Here is an 18448-nt window from a genome sequence, read left to right as displayed (position 1 = left end):
CTAAAAAGCATTGACACCCTAATTTTTTTTCAGAAGGCATAAAAATTCCTATTCGGCGATAATCTTCCCAATGAAATTTTTTACAAACATGTTTTTCTGCTTACTGCTCATAATAGGTATAGAACTATTTCATCAAGGAAGGAGCGTGGATGGTATGCTAAGTTCACATCAAGTAGAAACCTTCCGTTCACAGCTTATGCAAATGAAAAAAGAAATCGACGAGCGTTTTGAAATGAATGGCCATTTTGGTTTAGAAGAAGGTCATTTTCATGAATCCGTTGGTGAACTCTCCAGCTATGATAATCATCCAGGTGATGAGGCAACTGAATTATATGAGAGAGAAAAAGATATCGCATTGAATGAACATACGGAAGAAGAAAAATTAGACATTGAACGTGCACTTCAAAAGATCGAAGAGGGAACCTATGGAAAATGTGAGGTATGTGGCATTGATATACCTCTGGAGCGTCTTGATGCAATTCCTACGGCAACTACTTGCAGGGAGCATGCACCTGAACAGGTTGTTTCTCATAACCGTCCAATTGAAGAAGGAGTTTTAATGCCTCCATTCGGAAAATTTGATTATGATGATCAGGACGAAAATGTAGCATTTGACGCAGAAGATGCCTATCAAATAGTCAATAGTTACGGATCTTCAGAAACACCATCAGATTTTAATGATCCTCAAGATCATTATAATGATGTTTATATGGAGTCGAATGATCCAGATGGCTATGTAGAGGATTACGAAAACTTTATTGGAACTGATATTGAAGGAAAAGAAATTACGATCTATCCATCAAATCAACATCAGCAATATGAAGATATGTTAGATGAAGAAGGTCTGATGACAAGTTTTGGTGATCTGCCTCCATATGAAAAAGATCCATATACGGAAGATGAAGTATAAGCATGATGTAAAAAGAAAGAGATTTGGGCAAATATTAACAGATTCTCTTGAAGGGACAAAACAAGTAAATCGAATACAAAATCACACACTTACTCGTATTATTTGAGTAGGTGTTTTTTGTTGGTATTAAGCCGTTCATAGCATTCTGTAATAATTGCACCCAATTTAGGATTAAGTTAGCCTGTACATTAGCTGTTGTACAATGCGATTTTGGTTACTGATTTTATGTTCATTTCTTATTAGGAGCTCTCTTATATTCGTTATTGCTTTTTATGTAGGCATGAGAATTCATAGGCGGAGAATTTCCGGCTAATATATATAGTTGAAGCTAAAAAGCAGATATAAGCGGAGATACTCCGATTAACTGCTCTGAATAAGACCAAAACCAAACATTTGGAAGATATAAATGGAAAAACTCCCCTTATTTTTAAGGAAATATGGGTATTTCCCAATTTAGCCGGAATTTAACCGTTTATTTTTCATATAAACTGAAATCAACATAACGATAAAATTTAAAAAACATGTAATCCTTTCTTCCAATCCCCTTGCTATTTTCCTTATAATTATTTTTATATATTGAAATTTCAGAATAAATAGATATATAATGCCATAAGGAGGATTGATCATATGCATCTATTAGAGAAAATTAGTAAAACAGCAGGAAATACATTCGCCATTTGGGTCATTCTTTTTGCTATATTGGCCTTTTTTATTCCAGGAGGATTTACGTGGATAGCTCCACATATTTCATTACTACTCGGAATTATCATGTTTGGAATGGGCCTTACATTATCATTAAAAGATTTCAAAGCCGTTTTTCAAGCACCTAAAAGTGTCATAATAGGAGTATTCGCTCAGTACACAATTATGCCCTTATTAGCATTTTTATTAGCAACAATTTTTCAGTTACAGCCTGAAGTGGCAGTAGGTGTTATATTAGTTGGATGTTGTCCTGGAGGTACTGCTTCAAATGTTATGACTTTTTTAGCTAAAGGAAATACAGCATTATCAGTTGCTGTTACATCTGTTTCAACCTTACTTGCTCCTATTTTAACACCTGCATTAACATTATTATTTGCAAGTAAATGGCTACCAGTGTCAGCCGGTTCACTATTTTTATCTATTGTTCAAATTGTACTTGTACCAATCATTTTGGGAATTATTGTTAATTTATTATTTAAAAAGCAAGTTGAGAAAAGTATTACAGTTTTACCGCTTATCTCAGTTATCGGAATTGTGGCAGTTGCCTCAGCAGTTGTAGCAGTGAATTCAGCTAAGATAGCTGAAACAGGGTTATTAATCTTCTCCATCGTTGTATTACACAATGGATTAGGCTTACTAATTGGTTTCTTATTAGCTAAGGCATTAAAATTAAATTTTGCTGATCAAAAGGCAATTTCAATAGAGGTAGGGATGCAAAATTCCGGTCTCGGTGCAGCTTTAGCGGTTGCTCATTTTTCACCACTTTCAGCAGTTCCGAGTGCCATTTTCAGTGTATGGCATAACATATCAGGTCCACTGCTTGCTACCTGGTGGGGAAAAAGGTCTGCTAAACAAAAGGCCTTAGAAGATAAAGATACATCTGTAAAGGCATAATATAAAAGGAGCAATTTTGCTCCTTTTTAATTTTGCAATAATGTGATTTCCAAAAATTTCTTAACCTAGTAAAATAGAAGATGAAGTTAAAAAATAAACTTGTTTACATATGGAGGGGAATTGATTGAACGCTCATGAAATCGATTATGTACTGCATGGCGATGATATGCAATGTGTAGAGATTGAGCTGGATCCAAACGAGAGTGTTGTTGCAGAAGCCGGCGGAATGATGATGATGGAAGATGGCATCGATATGGAAACCATTTTTGGAGATGGAGATAATAGCCAAAAAGGCTTCCTGGGAAAACTTGTTGGTGCCGGTAAACGAGTTCTTACTGGTGAAAGTCTTTTTATGACTGTTTTTACAAACAAAGGAGTTGGCAAAAGAAAGGTTTCCTTCGCAGCCCCTTATCCAGGAAAAATTATCCCTGTTGATCTCAGTGAACTTGGTGGAAAAATTATTTGTCAAAAAGACTCCTTCCTGTGTGCTGCAAAAGGTGTTTCTGTAGGGATTGATTTTCAAAGGAAACTAGGTACAGGATTCTTTGGTGGAGAAGGCTTCATCATGCAAAAGCTCGAGGGTGATGGATTAGCATTTTTACATGCCGGTGGTACAATTGTGCGCCGTGACCTGCAGCCGGGCGAAAAATTACGCATTGATACAGGATGTTTAGTCGCCCTTACAAAGGAAGTTGACTATAATATCGAATTTGTTGGAAAAGTAAAAACAGCCTTTTTTGGTGGAGAAGGCTTGTTCTTTGCAACTGTACAAGGACCCGGTACTGTATGGATTCAAACACTTCCATTCAGCCGACTTGCAGATCGTGTGATCGCAAGTGCACCTTCTGCTGGTGGCGGCGATTCCCGAGGTGAAGGAAGCATACTTGGAGGATTAGGCCGTTTACTAGATGGTGATCGATAAAAATGTGAAGAAGGTGCTGCTGATCAGCACCTTCTTTTTTCTCATTCATCTTTGAAGAAACTTTCTACATTTTTACTCCGACCGGATCGATATTCCAAATCCCATCAGCATAATTTTGAATCGTTCGATCGCTCGAAAATAATCCCGAATGCGCTACATTAATAAGGGCCTGTTCAAGCCATTTTCCTCTGTCTTGATAGGCTATTCCTACCTTTTCCTGAATATCAATATATGAAGCAAAATCTCGTAATACAAAGTACTGATCATTCTGCACTAATAAGGAATCTGCGATTGCTTCAAATTCCCCTTCATCCTCAGAAAAGAAGCCATTTGTTAATTGATCAATGACCTGTCTAATTCGTAAATCATGGTGATAATATTCCATTGAACGATATCGTCCATTTTCCTCATATTTGAGTACTTCAGGGGCTGTTAATCCAAATGTAAAGATATTATCTTCCCCAACTTCCTCCATAATTTCAATATTTGCTCCATCCAATGTACCGACCGTTAAAGCTCCATTCATCATGAACTTCATGTTTCCTGTTCCTGAAGCTTCTTTACTTGCAGTTGATATTTGCTGACTAACATCTGCAGCAGGAAAAATATCTTCGGCAAGTGAGACTCGATAATTTTCCATAAATACAACCTTAATAGTTTGTGAGACTCTTGGATCATTGTTCACCTTTTCAGCGAGTGAATGAATGAGCTTAATAATTTTCTTTGCATAATAATAAGTAGGTGAAGCCTTAGCTCCAAAAATAAATGTACGCGGTTGTATGGAATAATTTGTGTCTTCTTTTAAGCGGTTGTATAAATACATGATATGCAAGACATTTAGGAGCTGCCTTTTATAGGCATGCAGTCTCTTAACCTGAACATCAAAAATAGAATCAATATCAACTTGAATTCCATTTTTATCAGCTATTTTTTTCGCAAGAATTTCCTTGCGCTTTCTTTTCACTTGTGAAAATCGTTCCTTTAGTTCTGGATGATAAACATGTCTCTTTAAATCTATTAATTTCTCTGGATGTCTAATCCAATCCTCACCAATTGTATCGTTTATTAAGGATGTTAGCTCAGGGTTTGCTTTTAATAACCACCTGCGATGAGTAATTCCATTTGTTTTGTTGTTAAATTTCGATGGATAAACTTCATAAAAAGATTTCATTTCTCTGTTTTTCAAAATGTCAGAATGAATCTTTGCCACTCCATTGATGCTATTGCTACCAACTATGGCAAGGTGTGCCATCTTTACTAACCCATGTGCAATGATGGCCATGTGTTCAATCCGGTTCCACTCTCCAGGGTAACGATCCCAAAGCTCAGCACAAAATCTTTCATTTATTTCTTCAATGATCATAAAAATTCTCGGCAATAGTGGTTTAAATAAGTAGATAGGCCATTTTTCTAATGCTTCTGCCAAAATGGTATGATTTGTATAAGATACTGTATTCGTTGTAATATGCCAGGCGTCTTCCCATGATAAGCCTTCTTGATCCATAAGAATCCTCATTAATTCCGGTACTGCCATTGCCGGGTGCGTATCATTAATATGAATAGCCACATATTGATGAAGTTCCTGAATATTAGCGTTTTCCTTTTTATAAGACTTAATGATACTTTGGAGACTTGAAGAAACAAGAAAATACTGCTGTTTTAGACGAAGTATTTTTCCTTCGTCATGAGTGTCATCCGGATAGAGAAAATCTGTAATGGCTTCTGTTTCCCGTTTATATGACAGCACATCCTGATTCGGTCCAAATGATGCCGGTTCAGCATTCCAAAGTCTTAGTGTATTCACTGTATCAACTCTATACCCTACAACAGGCATATCATAAGGAACTGCTAACACCTTTTGATCCTGGACATGCTTAAAGCTTAGAGACCCTTCACCACCAGTCTCAATTCTTCCCCAAAAGGAGATTTCTACCGCCTCATCAGGCTTTCTCACTTCCCATACATTTCCATGTCTTAACCATTGCTCAGGCAATTCAACTTGATAGCCATCAACAATTTTTTGATCAAATAGACCATGTTTATAACGTATTCCATACCCATGGCCTGGAAGATTTAAAGTTGCAAGAGAGTCTAAGAAACATGCTGCAAGCCTTCCTAATCCACCATTTCCAAGTGCTGGATCTGATTCACATTCTTCAATATCCTTTAAGCTGATGTTTAGCTCTTTTAAGCCTTCTTCCACTACTTCTTTTATCCCTAGATTTAAAAGGTTTTGACCCAGTAGACGTCCAAGTAGAAATTCAATTGATAAGTAATACACTTGTTTTTTATTCTCTGATCGATACAATTCATTTGTCTCAATCCATTTTGAGCTAATATACTCTCTTACCATATTCCCTAATGTATGGTATTGGTCTCGTTTTGTTGCCTCTTCAAAACCTTTTCCACACATACTTTCAAGTCTTTTTAGAAAGCTTTCTTTAAAACGATCTTTACTAGAGAACATGAATTTCACTCCTAGTTATTAAGTCAGCATAGAGCTGGTCATACTTTATTGCAGATTTTCCCCAACTATAATCCTGAGTCATAGCTGTCTTAACAATATTTTTCCACACCTCATCCTGCTGATAGAAATCAATGGCTCTTTTAATGGTGAAAAGCATATCATGAGCATTAAAATTTCTAAACGTAAACCCATTACCCTCCTCAGTATCTTCTCGATATGAGGTCACAGTATCATTTAAGCCACCTGTCTCTCTAACGATCGGAATTGTCCCATACCTTAAGGCAATTAATTGTCCGAGGCCACATGGCTCAAATTTTGACGGCATGAGAAAAAGGTCAGAACCTGCATATATTTGATGTGCAAGCACTTCATCAAAACCTATGTACGCCTTAAACTTAGAAGGATATACCCATTCCATATGTCTAAAATAATCCTCAAAATCCTTTTCACCAGTTCCAAGCACAATAACTTGAACATCCTGACTTAACACTTCGTCAAGTACACGCTTAAGTAAGTCAAGGCCCTTTTGCTTTGTTAATCTTGTCACCATTGAAATGATTGGTGTTGTTTCATCTTCCGGCAAGCCAAACCTCTTTTGCAGTGCTACCTTGTTTTTCATCTTCTTGCTTAATGTATCAACACTATATGGCACTGTAATGTTTTTATCTAACTTAGGATTGTATAATTTATCATCTATTCCATTTACAATACCCTGTAATTTCTCATGCTTAGATCGCAAGAGTCCATCTAATTTTTCACCGTAATATGCTGTTTGTATTTCATCTTTATAGGTTGGACTAACAGTTGTAATGAAATCTGCAGATTGAATTGCACCTTTCATAAAACTAATGTCACCATGAAACTCTAAATCATAAAAGTTCTCATCATTTAAATTCAATAGGTCTCCGAGTACACTATAAGGAAATATACCTTGAAATTGAAGATTATGGATCGTGAAAACAGTTTTAATTTCTTTATATAATTCTTGCTCTAGATAATTTGCTTTTAGCAAATAGCTTATCATGCCCGTATGCCAGTCATGTGAGTGGATAATATCAGGCTTGAAATCTATTATCTTAAGAGCTTCTAAAACTCCACGACAAAAAAATGAAAAACGCTCAGCATCATCATAGTGGCCATATAATGAATCACGATAAAAATAATATTCATTATCTAAAAAATAATACGTAATTCCTTCATATTCCAAAGTTTCAATTCCACAATATTGCTGTCTCCAACCAACTGGAACCCTTATTTCATCAACTTTGGTCATTTCTTCTCGGTACGTTTCTGGTATTAAGCTATATTTTGGAAGGATGACTCTTACGTCATTGCCCAGCTCGACTAATTCCTTTGGCAATGCACCTGCAACATCAGCTAATCCTCCTGATTTTACAAACGGTACACATTCTGAAACAGCAAATAATACGTTCACGAGTTCATCATCGCTCCTTGAATGGTTCTTTTTCTTAAAATAGTTGGATTATTTTTCGTCCCTGTTAGATGTGAATAATCTAAAATTTTCACATCTTTATCTGTAATAATATTTTCTAGTAAACAATGATTCCCAATTTGTGTCTTCTGCATAATGACACTATTCTTTACAACTGTATCTTTTCCAATATGAACACCTCTAAAAATAATACTATTCTCGACATGTCCTTCAATTTTACAACCATTTGCAATTAATGAGTTTTTTACAACTGCATTTTGTCCGTATTTAGTCGGAGGCTCATCTTTTGCTTTTGTTAGAATCGGACGGTTCTTAGTGAAAATTTCATTCCAAATAGTTGGGTTAAGCATATCTATACTATGTTTGTAGTAGTTTTCGATAGAATCAATAACCGCTGCATACCCTTGAAATTCATAATCACAGATCGTCCATTGGTTTTGATTTTCTTCAATTACTTCAGCAAGTGTTTTACACCCTGTTTTATCTTTATCATTTATAAGATCTATAAGAAGTTTTGTTGACATGATATACATTTGTAAAGGCTGGCCATCTTTTCGTACTTCCGTAATATCACAGCCATTATCAAGGTGACGTTTTAACACTTTTTGGAAGTCAATGTTACAAACTGTATAGCTATTTGTTATTACTGCATATTCCTGTGTACTTCTTAAAAAGAAATCTATGTGGTCTGAAAATTGTCGAAATGACCCAAACTCATCATATTCATTGTGAAGATGTGGTGATGGAAAGAAAAATAGTCCATCCTTTTTACGATTAAGATCCCACTGTTTACCAGAGCCTAAATGATCCATTAATGAGCGGTAAGAATATTTTGGAAAGATTGCAACACTCTCAATCTCAGAATTCACCATGTTTGAAAGGACAAAGTCAATTACACGATATCTGCTGGCAAAAGGTACAGCAGCTAATGAACGATGGTTGGTTAAATCTTCAATCTCAGGTTTATGTGTTGTTGCATCAATAATTCCTAACAACTTATTACTCATATTAAAACTCTCCTTTGTAGAAATAGATTTGCTTATCCATCATGCAGGGTATAAATAAAAATATAAATGCAAGTCAAGCTACACAATGAAAAAGCAACCTATTCCAAGCTATTTTGTGATATTTATTCTTAGTTTATTTTGTCTTCTACCATCGATTTAATTTCCTCAATAATTTCATCTGTTACTAATAGAATTTCATCTGAGTTTGTATCCGGACAAATAACTGTACCATTTGGGATTTCTATGCCGCTAGGTACAATAGCATTTTCAATAAAAACATTTTCTCCAATAACGCAATCCGGCATGAGAACAGAGTTTTTAACTGCTGTATTTTTCCCAACAGTAACACCTTGGAATAAAACGGAATGATTAACCTTCCCCATAATGACACATCCATCGTTTACAAACGAATCTGTAACAACTGCATCTTCTGCGATGAACTGTGGCGGATGATTTGAATTAACTGTATATACCTTCCAATTACGATCAAATAAATTCAACTCTGAATCGTCATTAAGTAAGTCCATATTTGCTTCCCATAAGCTTTTTACAGTTCCTACATCCTTCCAATAGCCTTTAAATGGATATGCAACGACATTGCGTTTTTCATCTAGTAATAAAGGAATAATATCTTTTCCAAAGTCATGACTAGAATACTGATTACGTTCATCCATCTCTAAATAATCTTTTAATATAGACCATTTAAAAATGTAAATTCCCATAGAAGCTAAATTATTTTTTGGATTTGCCGGCTTTTCATCAAATTCAACTACTTGCATGTTTTCATTCGTATTCATAATGCCAAAGCGACTAGCCTCTTCCCATGGAACCTCAATAACTGATATTGATGCATCAGCGTTCTTTTCAATATGATAGTCTAGCATTTTTGAATAATCCATCTTATAAATGTGATCTCCTGACAAAATCAAAACATATTCAGGGTCATATTGTTTGATATAGTTTATATTTTGATAGATTGCGCTTGCCGTACCTTTATACCACTTCATTTCTGAGGATTCAGAATAAGGAGGCAGTACTGTTACCCCGCCATTCTTCCGGTCTAGATCCCATACACTACCAATACCAATATATGAATTTAAAACAAGCGGCTGATACTGTGTTAAGACACCAACTGTATCAATGCTTGAATTGGTACAATTACTTAACGTAAAATCGATAATTCTATATTTTCCTCCGAATGGAACAGCCGGCTTTGCTAAAGTTCTTGTTAGTGAGCTTAATCGGCTCCCCTTACCCCCTGCTAGTAACATCGCGACGCACTGTTTTTTTCCCATGTTTATTCTCCCCTCTTTTTTTGACTGCACGTAAAATAACTGCTCCATATGGTGGAATTGTCATGGAAAGATGATAAGGTCTTCCATGAAATTCTCCTTCAATCGCTTTTAAATTCTTAGGATTCGTTTGACCGGATCCTCCATACTCTATTGCATCACTATTCATAACCTCAACATATTCTGTATCTAATGGGACTCCAATTTTATAATCATGATACACAACAGGCTTAAAATTCAGTATCACGACAAGTAAATCATTTTCTTTTCTACTTTTTCGAATAAAAGAAAAAATACTTTGATCCCGATTATCTACATCAATCCACTCAAACCCTTTATCCGAATGGTCCAATTCAAAGAGTGGCTTCTGTTTTGAATAGATAGAAAGCAGTTGTTTGAAATAAACTCTCATTTTGTTGTGCATTTCATAGTCTTCCAGCATCCAATCCAGCTGCTCTAAGTCTTTCCACTCATCATACTGACCAAACTCACCTCCCATAAATAATAGTTTCTTACCTGGATGTGTAAACATAAATCCATATAGGAGTCTTAATTGAGCAAACTTCTGCCAATAATCACCTGGCATTTTATTTAATAATGATTTTTTTCCATGTACAACTTCATCATGGGAAAAAGGTAAAATGAAGTTTTCAGAAAAAGCATAAATTAAGGAGAATGTTACTTTATGGTGGAGATCATACCTATCCTCTGGAGAGGCCTCCATATATGATAGAATGTCATTCATCCAACCCATGTTCCATTTGTAGTTAAAGCCAAGACCACCAGACGAGGTAGGAGCGGTAACCATCGGCCAATCAGTAGAATCCTCAGCAATCATTAAAATGTCTGGATCTTTAGAAAATACTGCTTCATTTAATTTCTTTAAAAAAGAAGTAGCATAAGGATTTTCCACTAATTCATTGGAATTTGGCCAATACAGCATATTTGCAACAGCATCAACTCTAAAGCCATCAATATGGAAGTATTCAATCCAATACAAAGCATTTGAGATTAAAAAGCTTTGTACTTCTGTTTTTCCAAGATCAAAGTTTGCAGTTCCCCATATGTAATTTTCACGATCATGTTCGTTTGCATATTCATATGTTGGTTGACCATCAAACATATAAAGCCCATGAGCATCTTTACAAAAATGGCCAGGTACCCAATCAATAATGACTCCTATATTTTCTTCATGACACGCATTGATAAACTGCATGAGATCCTTTGGCTTACCAAAACGGCTTGTTGCAGAAAAATACCCTGTACCTTGATATCCCCAAGAACGATCATAAGGATGTTCAATGATTGGCAGAAGCTCAATATGTGTAAAACCATGTTCCAATACGTATGGGATGAGCATCTCAGATAATTCTTGGTAACTGTATAGCTCATTATCTTCTTTTAACTTCCATGACCCTAAATGAACTTCATATATGGCTAAAGGACGATCATACGGCTTTCTCAGACGTTTTCTTTTTTTCCATTTCTGATCTGTCCAAGTAAAGCCTGATAAATCGGCAACAACTGATGCAGTTCTTGGTCTTAATTCAGATTGAAATGCATAAGGATCTGCCTTTAATAAAATCTGATCATTAGATGTAATGATTTCATATTTATAAATTTCACCTTCTCCTAGTTCTTCAATAAATAAATTCCATATTCCCTCCTCATTCACCCTTTCCATTCGATGATGTTGCCCATTCCAGTTGTTGAAATTTCCAACTACATTAACTTGTTTAGCATGTGGAGCCCAAACACAAAAGGACGTACCTTTACTGCCACCCTGCTCAGTAAGATGCGCTCCAAAAACACGAAAACTTTCAAAAGACTGTCCCTCATGAAATAAATGAATATCATAATCTGTTGGAGACGTGATGGTCACTGAAGTCACCCTTTCACTTATTATTATCTATGCTAAAGATTCAAGACTTACAAATGAATCCCTTTTTTGAAAACGCTCTTTTTTCCGACATAAAACAACAAGAGTTTTTCAAACAATTATTATTATTATTCTTTTAAAATTTAAGAGGTTTTTTAGTTGTAAAAGTGCCGAGGGAACTAAACAGGAGATATCCCAGCATTATAGGAAAAAATTTAATCATTGGATATAGTATCTAATGTTTGTACTAAACCGTTTTATTAGTTTAAAACCTATAGTATCAAAGGGTAAAATATTATATGAATAAAATAGTTTTTTCGACTTTTTGTTGGAATTTGTTGAATTATTTCGAGGTGAAATATTGGGGTTTTTCTGAATTTATAAAGGGTATCTCCTTAGGTTATACAATAAATCAAAAGAAAGTAAAATATTTTAGTAAAGCAATATTATTTGTTTTACCATTTGTTTATTAACAGGAATTTTTTATTTAATAAGACGTATAGATTATACTGTGAATAGTAATATGAATATTTAATTTAGAATGAAGGACTAAAGGGGTCTTGAATCCTATTGGAATGTCTATTGTAAGAGGAATGAAGGACATTTCGGGGTTGGTAGTTATTCAGAGTGTCTTTCATTAGAGGGGTGAAGGACATTACGAGCTCGGTAGCTAGTTCATTTGTCTTTCATTAGAGGGATGAAAGACATAACGGGCTCGGTAGCTAGTTCATTTATCTTTCATTAGAGGGGTGAAGGACATTACAGGCTCGGAAACCCGTTGATTTGTCTTTTATTAGGGGTGAAGAATATTACGGGCTTGGTAGCTAGTCAGAGTGCCTTTCATTAGAGGGATGATAGATAAAAGTGAAATATACCTACACCTTTTCGAAAGCACAAAAAAACACTGTTCAGCAACAGTGTTTTTGAGATGACCCGTACGGGATTCGAACCCGTGTTACCGCCGTGAAAGGGCGGTGTCTTAACCGCTTGACCAACGGGCCATAAAAATATAAAAATGGCGGAGAAGGAGGGATTTGAACCCTCGCGCCGCTTACACGACCTACACCCTTAGCAGGGGCGCCTCTTCAGCCACTTGAGTACTTCCCCATATATGGCTCCGCAGGCAGGATTCGAACCTGCGACCGATCGGTTAACAGCCGATAGCTCTACCACTGAGCTACTGCGGAATAATAAATGGTGGGCCTAAATGGACTCGAACCATCGACCTCACGCTTATCAGGCGTGCGCTCTAACCAGCTGAGCTATAGGCCCATTTATTGGAGCGGGTGAAGGGAATCGAACCCTCATCATCAGCTTGGAAGGCTGAGGTTTTACCACTAAACTACACCCGCGTACATGGGGCGGCTGATGGGAATCGAACCCACGAATGTCGGAACCACAATCCGATGCGTTAACCACTTCGCCACAACCGCCATTACTTTATTCTATTAAGTGGTGGCTCGGGACGGAATCGAACCGCCGACACATGGATTTTCAGTCCATTGCTCTACCAACTGAGCTACCGAGCCATAATTAATGTGTATTTGAAAAAAGATGCAAATTAGCTTTTCAAGTACCTACTTTTAAATCTATACTTTAAAAGTATTAGAGCTTTGGCAATTTGAAGATCGTCCTCATCTCAGGATGATGATTCAAGAAGCAGCTCGATGAGTACGCTGAAGTATATTCAGAGTAGCTTATTCGGGCGTGCTCTACCAACTGAGCTACCGAGCCAATATGGTTTACGGCTTCCACTAAGCTTCGAATCTCTTCGTCAGCTCTCTCACTCACATCCTCACGTATTGACATACGCTGCGGTGTTCGCTCGGTCGCTTATTGAAACCCTCTTACTCTGTATTAAGGCTAGAGTAAATATAAGTAGATAATTTATTTCATTTAAATGGCGGTCCGGACGGGACTCGAACCCGCGACCTCCTGCGTGACAGGCAGGCATTCTAACCAACTGAACTACCGGACCAATTTGGTTGCGGGGACAGGATTTGAACCTGCGACCTTCGGGTTATGAGCCCGACGAGCTACCAGACTGCTCCACCCCGCGATAATTAAGAAGTATAACTATTGCTTATAATTCCAAGAACAAAATGGAGGAGGAAAGGGGATTCGAACCCCTGCGGGCTTTGACACCCCTGTCGGTTTTCAAGACCGATCCCTTCAGCCGGACTTGGGTATTCCTCCGTATAAGCAAATGGTGGACCTTGTAGGACTCGAACCTACGACCGGACGGTTATGAGCCGTCTGCTCTAACCAGCTGAGCTAAAGGTCCATCTGGTGTTAATATTCATATAATCAAAATGGTAGCGGCGGAGGGAATCGAACCCACGACCTCACGGGTATGAACCGTACGCTCTAGCCAGCTGAGCTACACCGCCATAATCATTATAGAATTTTAATTGGTGGAGCCTAGCGGGATCGAACCGCTGACCTCCTGCGTGCAAAGCAGGCGCTCTCCCAGCTGAGCTAAGGCCCCAAATTATATCAAAGTGGTCGGGAAGACAGGATTCGAACCTGCGACCCCTTGGTCCCAAACCAAGTGCTCTACCAAGCTGAGCTACTTCCCGTTTTATAGGATAAGGGATATGTGAGGTTAAGATCTCAATCTCACGTCTGACTTCCTACTATATATTTATGGCGCGCCCGAGAGGAGTCGAACCCCTAACCTTTTGATCCGTAGTCAAACGCTCTATCCAATTGAGCTACGGGCGCATATAAGTGGTGCCGAGGACCGGAATCGAACCGGTACGGTAGTCACCTACCGCAGGATTTTAAGTCCTGTGCGTCTGCCAGTTCCGCCACCCCGGCACTTACTGGAGCGGAAGACGGGATTCGAACCCGCGACCCCCACCTTGGCAAGGTGGTGTTCTACCACTGAACTACTTCCGCTTATTATTAATGGTGCGGGTGAAGGGACTTGAACCCCCACGTCACAAGGACACTAGATCCTAAGTCTAGCGCGTCTGCCAATTCCGCCACACCCGCACGGTGTGTAAATGGTGAGCCATGAAGGACTCGAACCTTCGACCCTCTGATTAAAAGTCAGATGCTCTACCAACTGAGCTAATGGCTCCTATTTCACTAAACACTCTTAGTTGACACCCAAATCTCATTGAGATAATTCAAGAAGCAGCTCGATTCGTGTGCTGAAGTAATGCTTTGTAGCATATTCGAACGTGCTCTACCAACTGAGCTAATGGCTCATTATTATAAATTAATGAGTGGTGCCGGCGAGAGGACTTGAACCCCCAACCTACTGATTACAAGTCAGTTGCTCTACCAATTGAGCTACACCGGCTTAAATAATATAAGTTTAAGATTTAATTTATCGTACTTACCAGTCACCCAAATCTCAGAGAGATTATTCAAGTAGCAGCTCGATTTGTGTGCTGAAGCAAAGCTTCGAAGCATATTCGATCGTGCTCTACCAGTTGAGCTACACCGGCATATGGTGGAGGATGACGGGATCGAACCGCCGACCCCCTGCTTGTAAGGCAGGTGCTCTCCCAGCTGAGCTAATCCTCCGTATTGTATAACATTCTATTGCAACCTGGCAACGTCCTACTCTCACAGGGGGAAACCCCCAACTACCATCGGCGCTGAAGAGCTTAACTTCCGTGTTCGGCATGGGAACGGGTGTGACCTCTTCGCCTTCATCACCAGATAAGTGCGACAAGAATGATTATACTATTTTAAAAGAATTTTTCAAGTCTTTTTTTTAAAAAACTTTTATATTCCTTCAAAACTAGATAACGATTCACAATTCAATTCACTAACTGAGTTTATGCTCTTACTTTGTCCAGCTACAGAAGCCAAATCCTACGGTCATTTCACTCTCTCGTACGAAGTCAAAGAACGACTTCTGCTCGATCGCTCCAATGCCCTATGGATAAAAGCTAAGCTTCTTCCGCTTTTCTAATAGGTTAAGTCCTCGATCGATTAGTATCAGTCAGCTCCACACGTCACCGCGCTTCCACCTCTGACCTATCAACCTGATCATCTTTCAGGGATCTTACTCACTAATGTGATGGGAAATCTCATCTTGAGGGGGGCTTCATGCTTAGATGCTTTCAGCACTTATCCCTTCCGCACATAGCTACCCAGCTATGCCTTTGGCAAGACAACTGGTACACCAGCGGTGCGTCCATCCCGGTCCTCTCGTACTAAGGACAGCTCCTCTCAAATTTCCTACGCCCACGACGGATAGGGACCGAACTGTCTCACGACGTTCTGAACCCAGCTCGCGTACCGCTTTAATGGGCGAACAGCCCAACCCTTGGGACCGACTACAGCCCCAGGATGCGATGAGCCGACATCGAGGTGCCAAACCTCCCCGTCGATGTGGACTCTTGGGGGAGATAAGCCTGTTATCCCCGGGGTAGCTTTTATCCGTTGAGCGATGGCCCTTCCATGCGGAACCACCGGATCACTAAGCCCGACTTTCGTCCCTGCTCGACTTGTAGGTCTCGCAGTCAAGCTCCCTTGTGCCTTTACACTCTACGAATGATTTCCAACCATTCTGAGGGAACCTTTGGGCGCCTCCGTTACATTTTAGGAGGCGACCGCCCCAGTCAAACTGCCCACCTGACACTGTCTCCCAGCCCGATCAGGGCTGTGGGTTAGAATTTCAATACAGCCAGGGTAGTATCCCACCGACGCCTCCACCGAAGCTAGCGCTCCGGCTTCTCAGGCTCCTACCTATCCTGTACAAGCTGTACCAAAATTCAATATCAGGCTACAGTAAAGCTCCACGGGGTCTTTCCGTCCTGTCGCGGGTAACCTGCATCTTCACAGGTACTATAATTTCACCGAGTCTCTCGTTGAGACAGTGCCCAGATCGTTACGCCTTTCGTGCGGGTCGGAACTTACCCGACAAGGAATTTCGCTACCTTAGGACCGTTATAGTTACGGCCGCCGTTTACTGGGGCTTCGGTTCAAAGCTTCGCTTGCGCTAACCTCTCCCCTTAACCTTCCAGCACCGGGCAGGCGTCAGCCCCTATACTTCGCCTTGCGGCTTCGCAGAGACCTGTGTTTTTGCTAAACAGTCGCCTGGGCCTATTCACTGCGGCTTTTCCGGGCTATTCACCCTAAAAAGCACCCCTTCTCCCGAAGTTACGGGGTCATTTTGCCGAGTTCCTTAACGAGAGTTCTCTCGCTCACCTTAGGATTCTCTCCTCGCCTACCTGTGTCGGTTTGCGGTACGGGCACCTCTCACCTCGCTAGAGGCTTTTCTTGGCAGTGTGGAATCAGGAACTTCGGTACTATAGTTCCCTCGCCATCACAGCTCAGCTTATGTGACAACGGGATTTGCCTCGTTGTCAGCCTAACTGCTTGGACGCGCTAATCCAACAGCGCGCTTACCCTATCCTTCTGCGTCCCCCCATTGCTCAAATGGTGAGGAGGTGGTACAGGAATTTCAACCTGTTGGCCATCGCCTACGCCTTTCGGCCTCGGCTTAGGTCCCGACTAACCCTGAGCGGACGAGCCTTCCTCAGGAAACCTTAGGCATTCGGTGGAGGGGATTCTCACCCCTCTTTCGCTACTCATACCGGCATTCTCACTTCTAAGCGCTCCACGAGTCCTTCCGGTCTCGCTTCACAGCCCTTAGAACGCTCTCCTACCATTGTTCGTAAGAACAATCCACAGCTTCGGTGATACGTTTAGCCCCGGTACATTTTCGGCGCAGAGTCACTCGACCAGTGAGCTATTACGCACTCTTTAAATGGTGGCTGCTTCTAAGCCAACATCCTGGTTGTCTAAGCAACTCCACATCCTTTTCCACTTAACGTATACTTTGGGACCTTAGCTGGTGGTCTGGGCTGTTTCCCTCTTGACTACGGATCTTATCACTCGCAGTCTGACTCCTGAACATAAGTCTTTGGCATTCGGAGTTTGACTGAATTCGGTAACCCGATGGGGGCCCCTAGTCCAATCAGTGCTCTACCTCCAAGACTCTCATTTCAAGGCTAGCCCTAAAGCTATTTCGGAGAGAACCAGCTATCTCCAAGTTCGATTGGAATTTCTCCGCTACCCACACCTCATCCCCGCACTTTTCAACGTGCGTGGGTTCGGGCCTCCATTCAGTGTTACCTGAACTTCACCCTGGACATGGGTAGATCACCTGGTTTCGGGTCTACGACCACGTACTCTTTCGCCCTATTCAGACTCGCTTTCGCTGCGGCTCCGTCTTATCAACTTAACCTTGCACGGGATCGTAACTCGCCGGTTCATTCTACAAAAGGCACGCCATTACCCATTAACGGGCTTTGACTACTTGTAGGCACACGGTTTCAGGATCTCTTTCACTCCCCTTCCGGGGTGCTTTTCACCTTTCCCTCACGGTACTGGTTCACTATCGGTCACTAGGGAGTATTTAGCCTTGGGAGATGGTCCTCCCTGCTTCCGACGGGATTTCACGTGTCCCGCCGTACTCAGGATCCACTCTGGAGGGAACGAAGTTTCAACTACAGGGTTGTTACCTTCTTTGACGGGCCTTTCCAGACCTCTTCATTTACTCCGTTCCTTTGTAACTCCGTATAGAGTGTCCTACAACCCCAAGAGGCAAGCCTCTTGGTTTGGGCTAATTCCGTTTCGCTCGCCGCTACTCAGGAAATCGCGTTTGCTTTCTCTTCCTCCGGGTACTTAGATGTTTCAGTTCCCCGGGTCTGCCTTTATTACCCTATGTATTCAGGTAAAAATACTACTCCATTACGAGCAGTGGGTTTCCCCATTCGGAAATCTCCGGATCAAAGCTTACTTACAGCTCCCCGAAGCATATCGGTGTTAGTACCGTCCTTCATCGGCTCCTAGTGCCAAGGCATCCACCGTGCGCCCTTACTAACTTAACCTTCGACATCGAAGATGTCATTTACTTCATTAATAAGAGAATCACTAAACTAAGCGTTTAAAC

8 protein-coding genes, 21 tRNA genes and 2 rRNA genes are annotated in these 18448 nt (G+C 40.2%); 3 read left to right on the top strand and 28 right to left on the bottom strand.

Going from position 1 to position 18448, the window contains the following annotated elements; all coding sequences use genetic code 11:
* Nucleotides 1-154: 154 nt before the first annotated feature.
* The 3 genes from HWV59_RS25335 to HWV59_RS25325 all read left to right on the top strand — a co-directional run bounded on the left by HWV59_RS25335 (nucleotide 155) and on the right by HWV59_RS25325 (nucleotide 3428).
* Nucleotides 155-910, top strand: coding sequence for a yteA family sporulation protein (locus tag HWV59_RS25335; RefSeq protein WP_175640690.1), 756 nt, complete (start codon nucleotides 155-157; stop codon nucleotides 908-910).
* Between the two features lie 627 nt (nucleotides 911-1537).
* Nucleotides 1538-2506, top strand: a complete 969-nt coding sequence (locus HWV59_RS25330) for a bile acid:sodium symporter family protein (protein ID WP_175640689.1) — start codon at nucleotides 1538-1540, stop codon at nucleotides 2504-2506.
* A 124-nt stretch (nucleotides 2507-2630) separates the two neighbouring features.
* Complete coding sequence (locus tag HWV59_RS25325) at nucleotides 2631-3428, top strand: TIGR00266 family protein (RefSeq protein WP_175640688.1); 798 nt, start codon at nucleotides 2631-2633, stop codon at nucleotides 3426-3428.
* 64 nt (nucleotides 3429-3492) lie between these two features.
* Here the strand turns inward: HWV59_RS25325 and HWV59_RS25320 are convergent, their stop codons facing one another.
* The 28 genes from HWV59_RS25320 to HWV59_RS25185 form a co-directional block, all read right to left on the bottom strand.
* Complete coding sequence (locus HWV59_RS25320; RefSeq protein WP_175640687.1) at nucleotides 3493-5895, bottom strand: glycogen/starch/alpha-glucan phosphorylase; 2403 nt, start codon at nucleotides 5893-5895, stop codon at nucleotides 3493-3495.
* Nucleotides 5885-7330: a glycogen synthase GlgA gene (glgA, locus tag HWV59_RS25315; RefSeq protein WP_175640686.1), complete on the bottom strand. Its 1446-nt coding sequence runs from the start codon at nucleotides 7328-7330 to the stop codon at nucleotides 5885-5887. The genes HWV59_RS25320 and glgA overlap by 11 nt, the downstream gene beginning before the upstream one ends.
* Nucleotides 7327-8355, bottom strand: a complete 1029-nt coding sequence (locus HWV59_RS25310) for a GlgC family sugar phosphate nucleotidyltransferase (protein WP_175640685.1) — start codon at nucleotides 8353-8355, stop codon at nucleotides 7327-7329. The genes glgA and HWV59_RS25310 overlap by 4 nt, the downstream gene beginning before the upstream one ends.
* Nucleotides 8356-8483: 128 nt before the next feature.
* Complete coding sequence (locus HWV59_RS25305) at nucleotides 8484-9650, bottom strand: glucose-1-phosphate adenylyltransferase (protein ID WP_102230561.1); 1167 nt, start codon at nucleotides 9648-9650, stop codon at nucleotides 8484-8486.
* Nucleotides 9607-11529, bottom strand: a complete 1923-nt coding sequence (gene glgB / locus HWV59_RS25300) for a 1,4-alpha-glucan branching enzyme (RefSeq protein ID WP_175640684.1) — start codon at nucleotides 11527-11529, stop codon at nucleotides 9607-9609. Before glgB ends, HWV59_RS25305 begins: the two co-directional genes overlap by 44 nt.
* Nucleotides 11530-12455: 926 nt before the next feature.
* Nucleotides 12456-12527 (bottom strand) — tRNA-Glu (locus HWV59_RS25295).
* A 15-nt stretch (nucleotides 12528-12542) separates the two neighbouring features.
* Nucleotides 12543-12633 (bottom strand) — tRNA-Ser (locus tag HWV59_RS25290).
* Nucleotides 12634-12638: 5 nt separating this feature from the next.
* Nucleotides 12639-12713, bottom strand: a tRNA-Asn gene (locus HWV59_RS25285).
* A gap of 8 nt (nucleotides 12714-12721) precedes the next feature.
* Nucleotides 12722-12798, bottom strand: a tRNA-Ile gene (locus HWV59_RS25280).
* A gap of 6 nt (nucleotides 12799-12804) precedes the next feature.
* Nucleotides 12805-12878 (bottom strand) — tRNA-Gly (locus tag HWV59_RS25275).
* A 5-nt stretch (nucleotides 12879-12883) separates the two neighbouring features.
* A tRNA-His gene (locus HWV59_RS25270) sits at nucleotides 12884-12959 on the bottom strand.
* 20 nt (nucleotides 12960-12979) lie between these two features.
* A tRNA-Phe gene (locus HWV59_RS25265) sits at nucleotides 12980-13055 on the bottom strand.
* A gap of 372 nt (nucleotides 13056-13427) precedes the next feature.
* Nucleotides 13428-13504: transfer RNA gene (locus tag HWV59_RS25260), tRNA-Asp, on the bottom strand.
* Between the two features lie 4 nt (nucleotides 13505-13508).
* A tRNA-Met gene (locus tag HWV59_RS25255) sits at nucleotides 13509-13585 on the bottom strand.
* Nucleotides 13586-13629: 44 nt separating this feature from the next.
* Nucleotides 13630-13722, bottom strand: a tRNA-Ser gene (locus HWV59_RS25250).
* Nucleotides 13723-13733: 11 nt separating this feature from the next.
* Nucleotides 13734-13810 (bottom strand) — tRNA-Ile (locus tag HWV59_RS25245).
* A 29-nt stretch (nucleotides 13811-13839) separates the two neighbouring features.
* A tRNA-Met gene (locus HWV59_RS25240) sits at nucleotides 13840-13916 on the bottom strand.
* 22 nt (nucleotides 13917-13938) lie between these two features.
* Nucleotides 13939-14014, bottom strand: a tRNA-Ala gene (locus tag HWV59_RS25235).
* Between the two features lie 14 nt (nucleotides 14015-14028).
* A tRNA-Pro gene (locus HWV59_RS25230) sits at nucleotides 14029-14105 on the bottom strand.
* Nucleotides 14106-14173: 68 nt separating this feature from the next.
* Nucleotides 14174-14250: transfer RNA gene (locus HWV59_RS25225), tRNA-Arg, on the bottom strand.
* 7 nt (nucleotides 14251-14257) lie between these two features.
* Nucleotides 14258-14346, bottom strand: a tRNA-Leu gene (locus tag HWV59_RS25220).
* A 6-nt stretch (nucleotides 14347-14352) separates the two neighbouring features.
* A tRNA-Gly gene (locus tag HWV59_RS25215) sits at nucleotides 14353-14427 on the bottom strand.
* 10 nt (nucleotides 14428-14437) lie between these two features.
* Nucleotides 14438-14523 (bottom strand) — tRNA-Leu (locus HWV59_RS25210).
* A gap of 12 nt (nucleotides 14524-14535) precedes the next feature.
* A tRNA-Lys gene (locus tag HWV59_RS25205) sits at nucleotides 14536-14611 on the bottom strand.
* Nucleotides 14612-14760: 149 nt separating this feature from the next.
* Nucleotides 14761-14836 (bottom strand) — tRNA-Thr (locus HWV59_RS25200).
* A gap of 151 nt (nucleotides 14837-14987) precedes the next feature.
* Nucleotides 14988-15063: transfer RNA gene (locus tag HWV59_RS25195), tRNA-Val, on the bottom strand.
* 23 nt (nucleotides 15064-15086) lie between these two features.
* Nucleotides 15087-15202 (bottom strand): 5S ribosomal RNA (gene rrf / locus HWV59_RS25190).
* A 255-nt stretch (nucleotides 15203-15457) separates the two neighbouring features.
* A 23S ribosomal RNA gene (locus tag HWV59_RS25185) occupies nucleotides 15458-18386 on the bottom strand.
* Nucleotides 18387-18448 lie beyond the last annotated feature (62 nt).

The organism is Metabacillus schmidteae (genome assembly GCF_903166545.1).
Taxonomy (GTDB): domain Bacteria; phylum Bacillota; class Bacilli; order Bacillales; family Bacillaceae; genus Metabacillus; species Metabacillus schmidteae.
The sequence above is the reverse complement of the archived record's forward strand: the minus strand, read 5'-3'. Positions and strand labels throughout refer to the sequence as shown.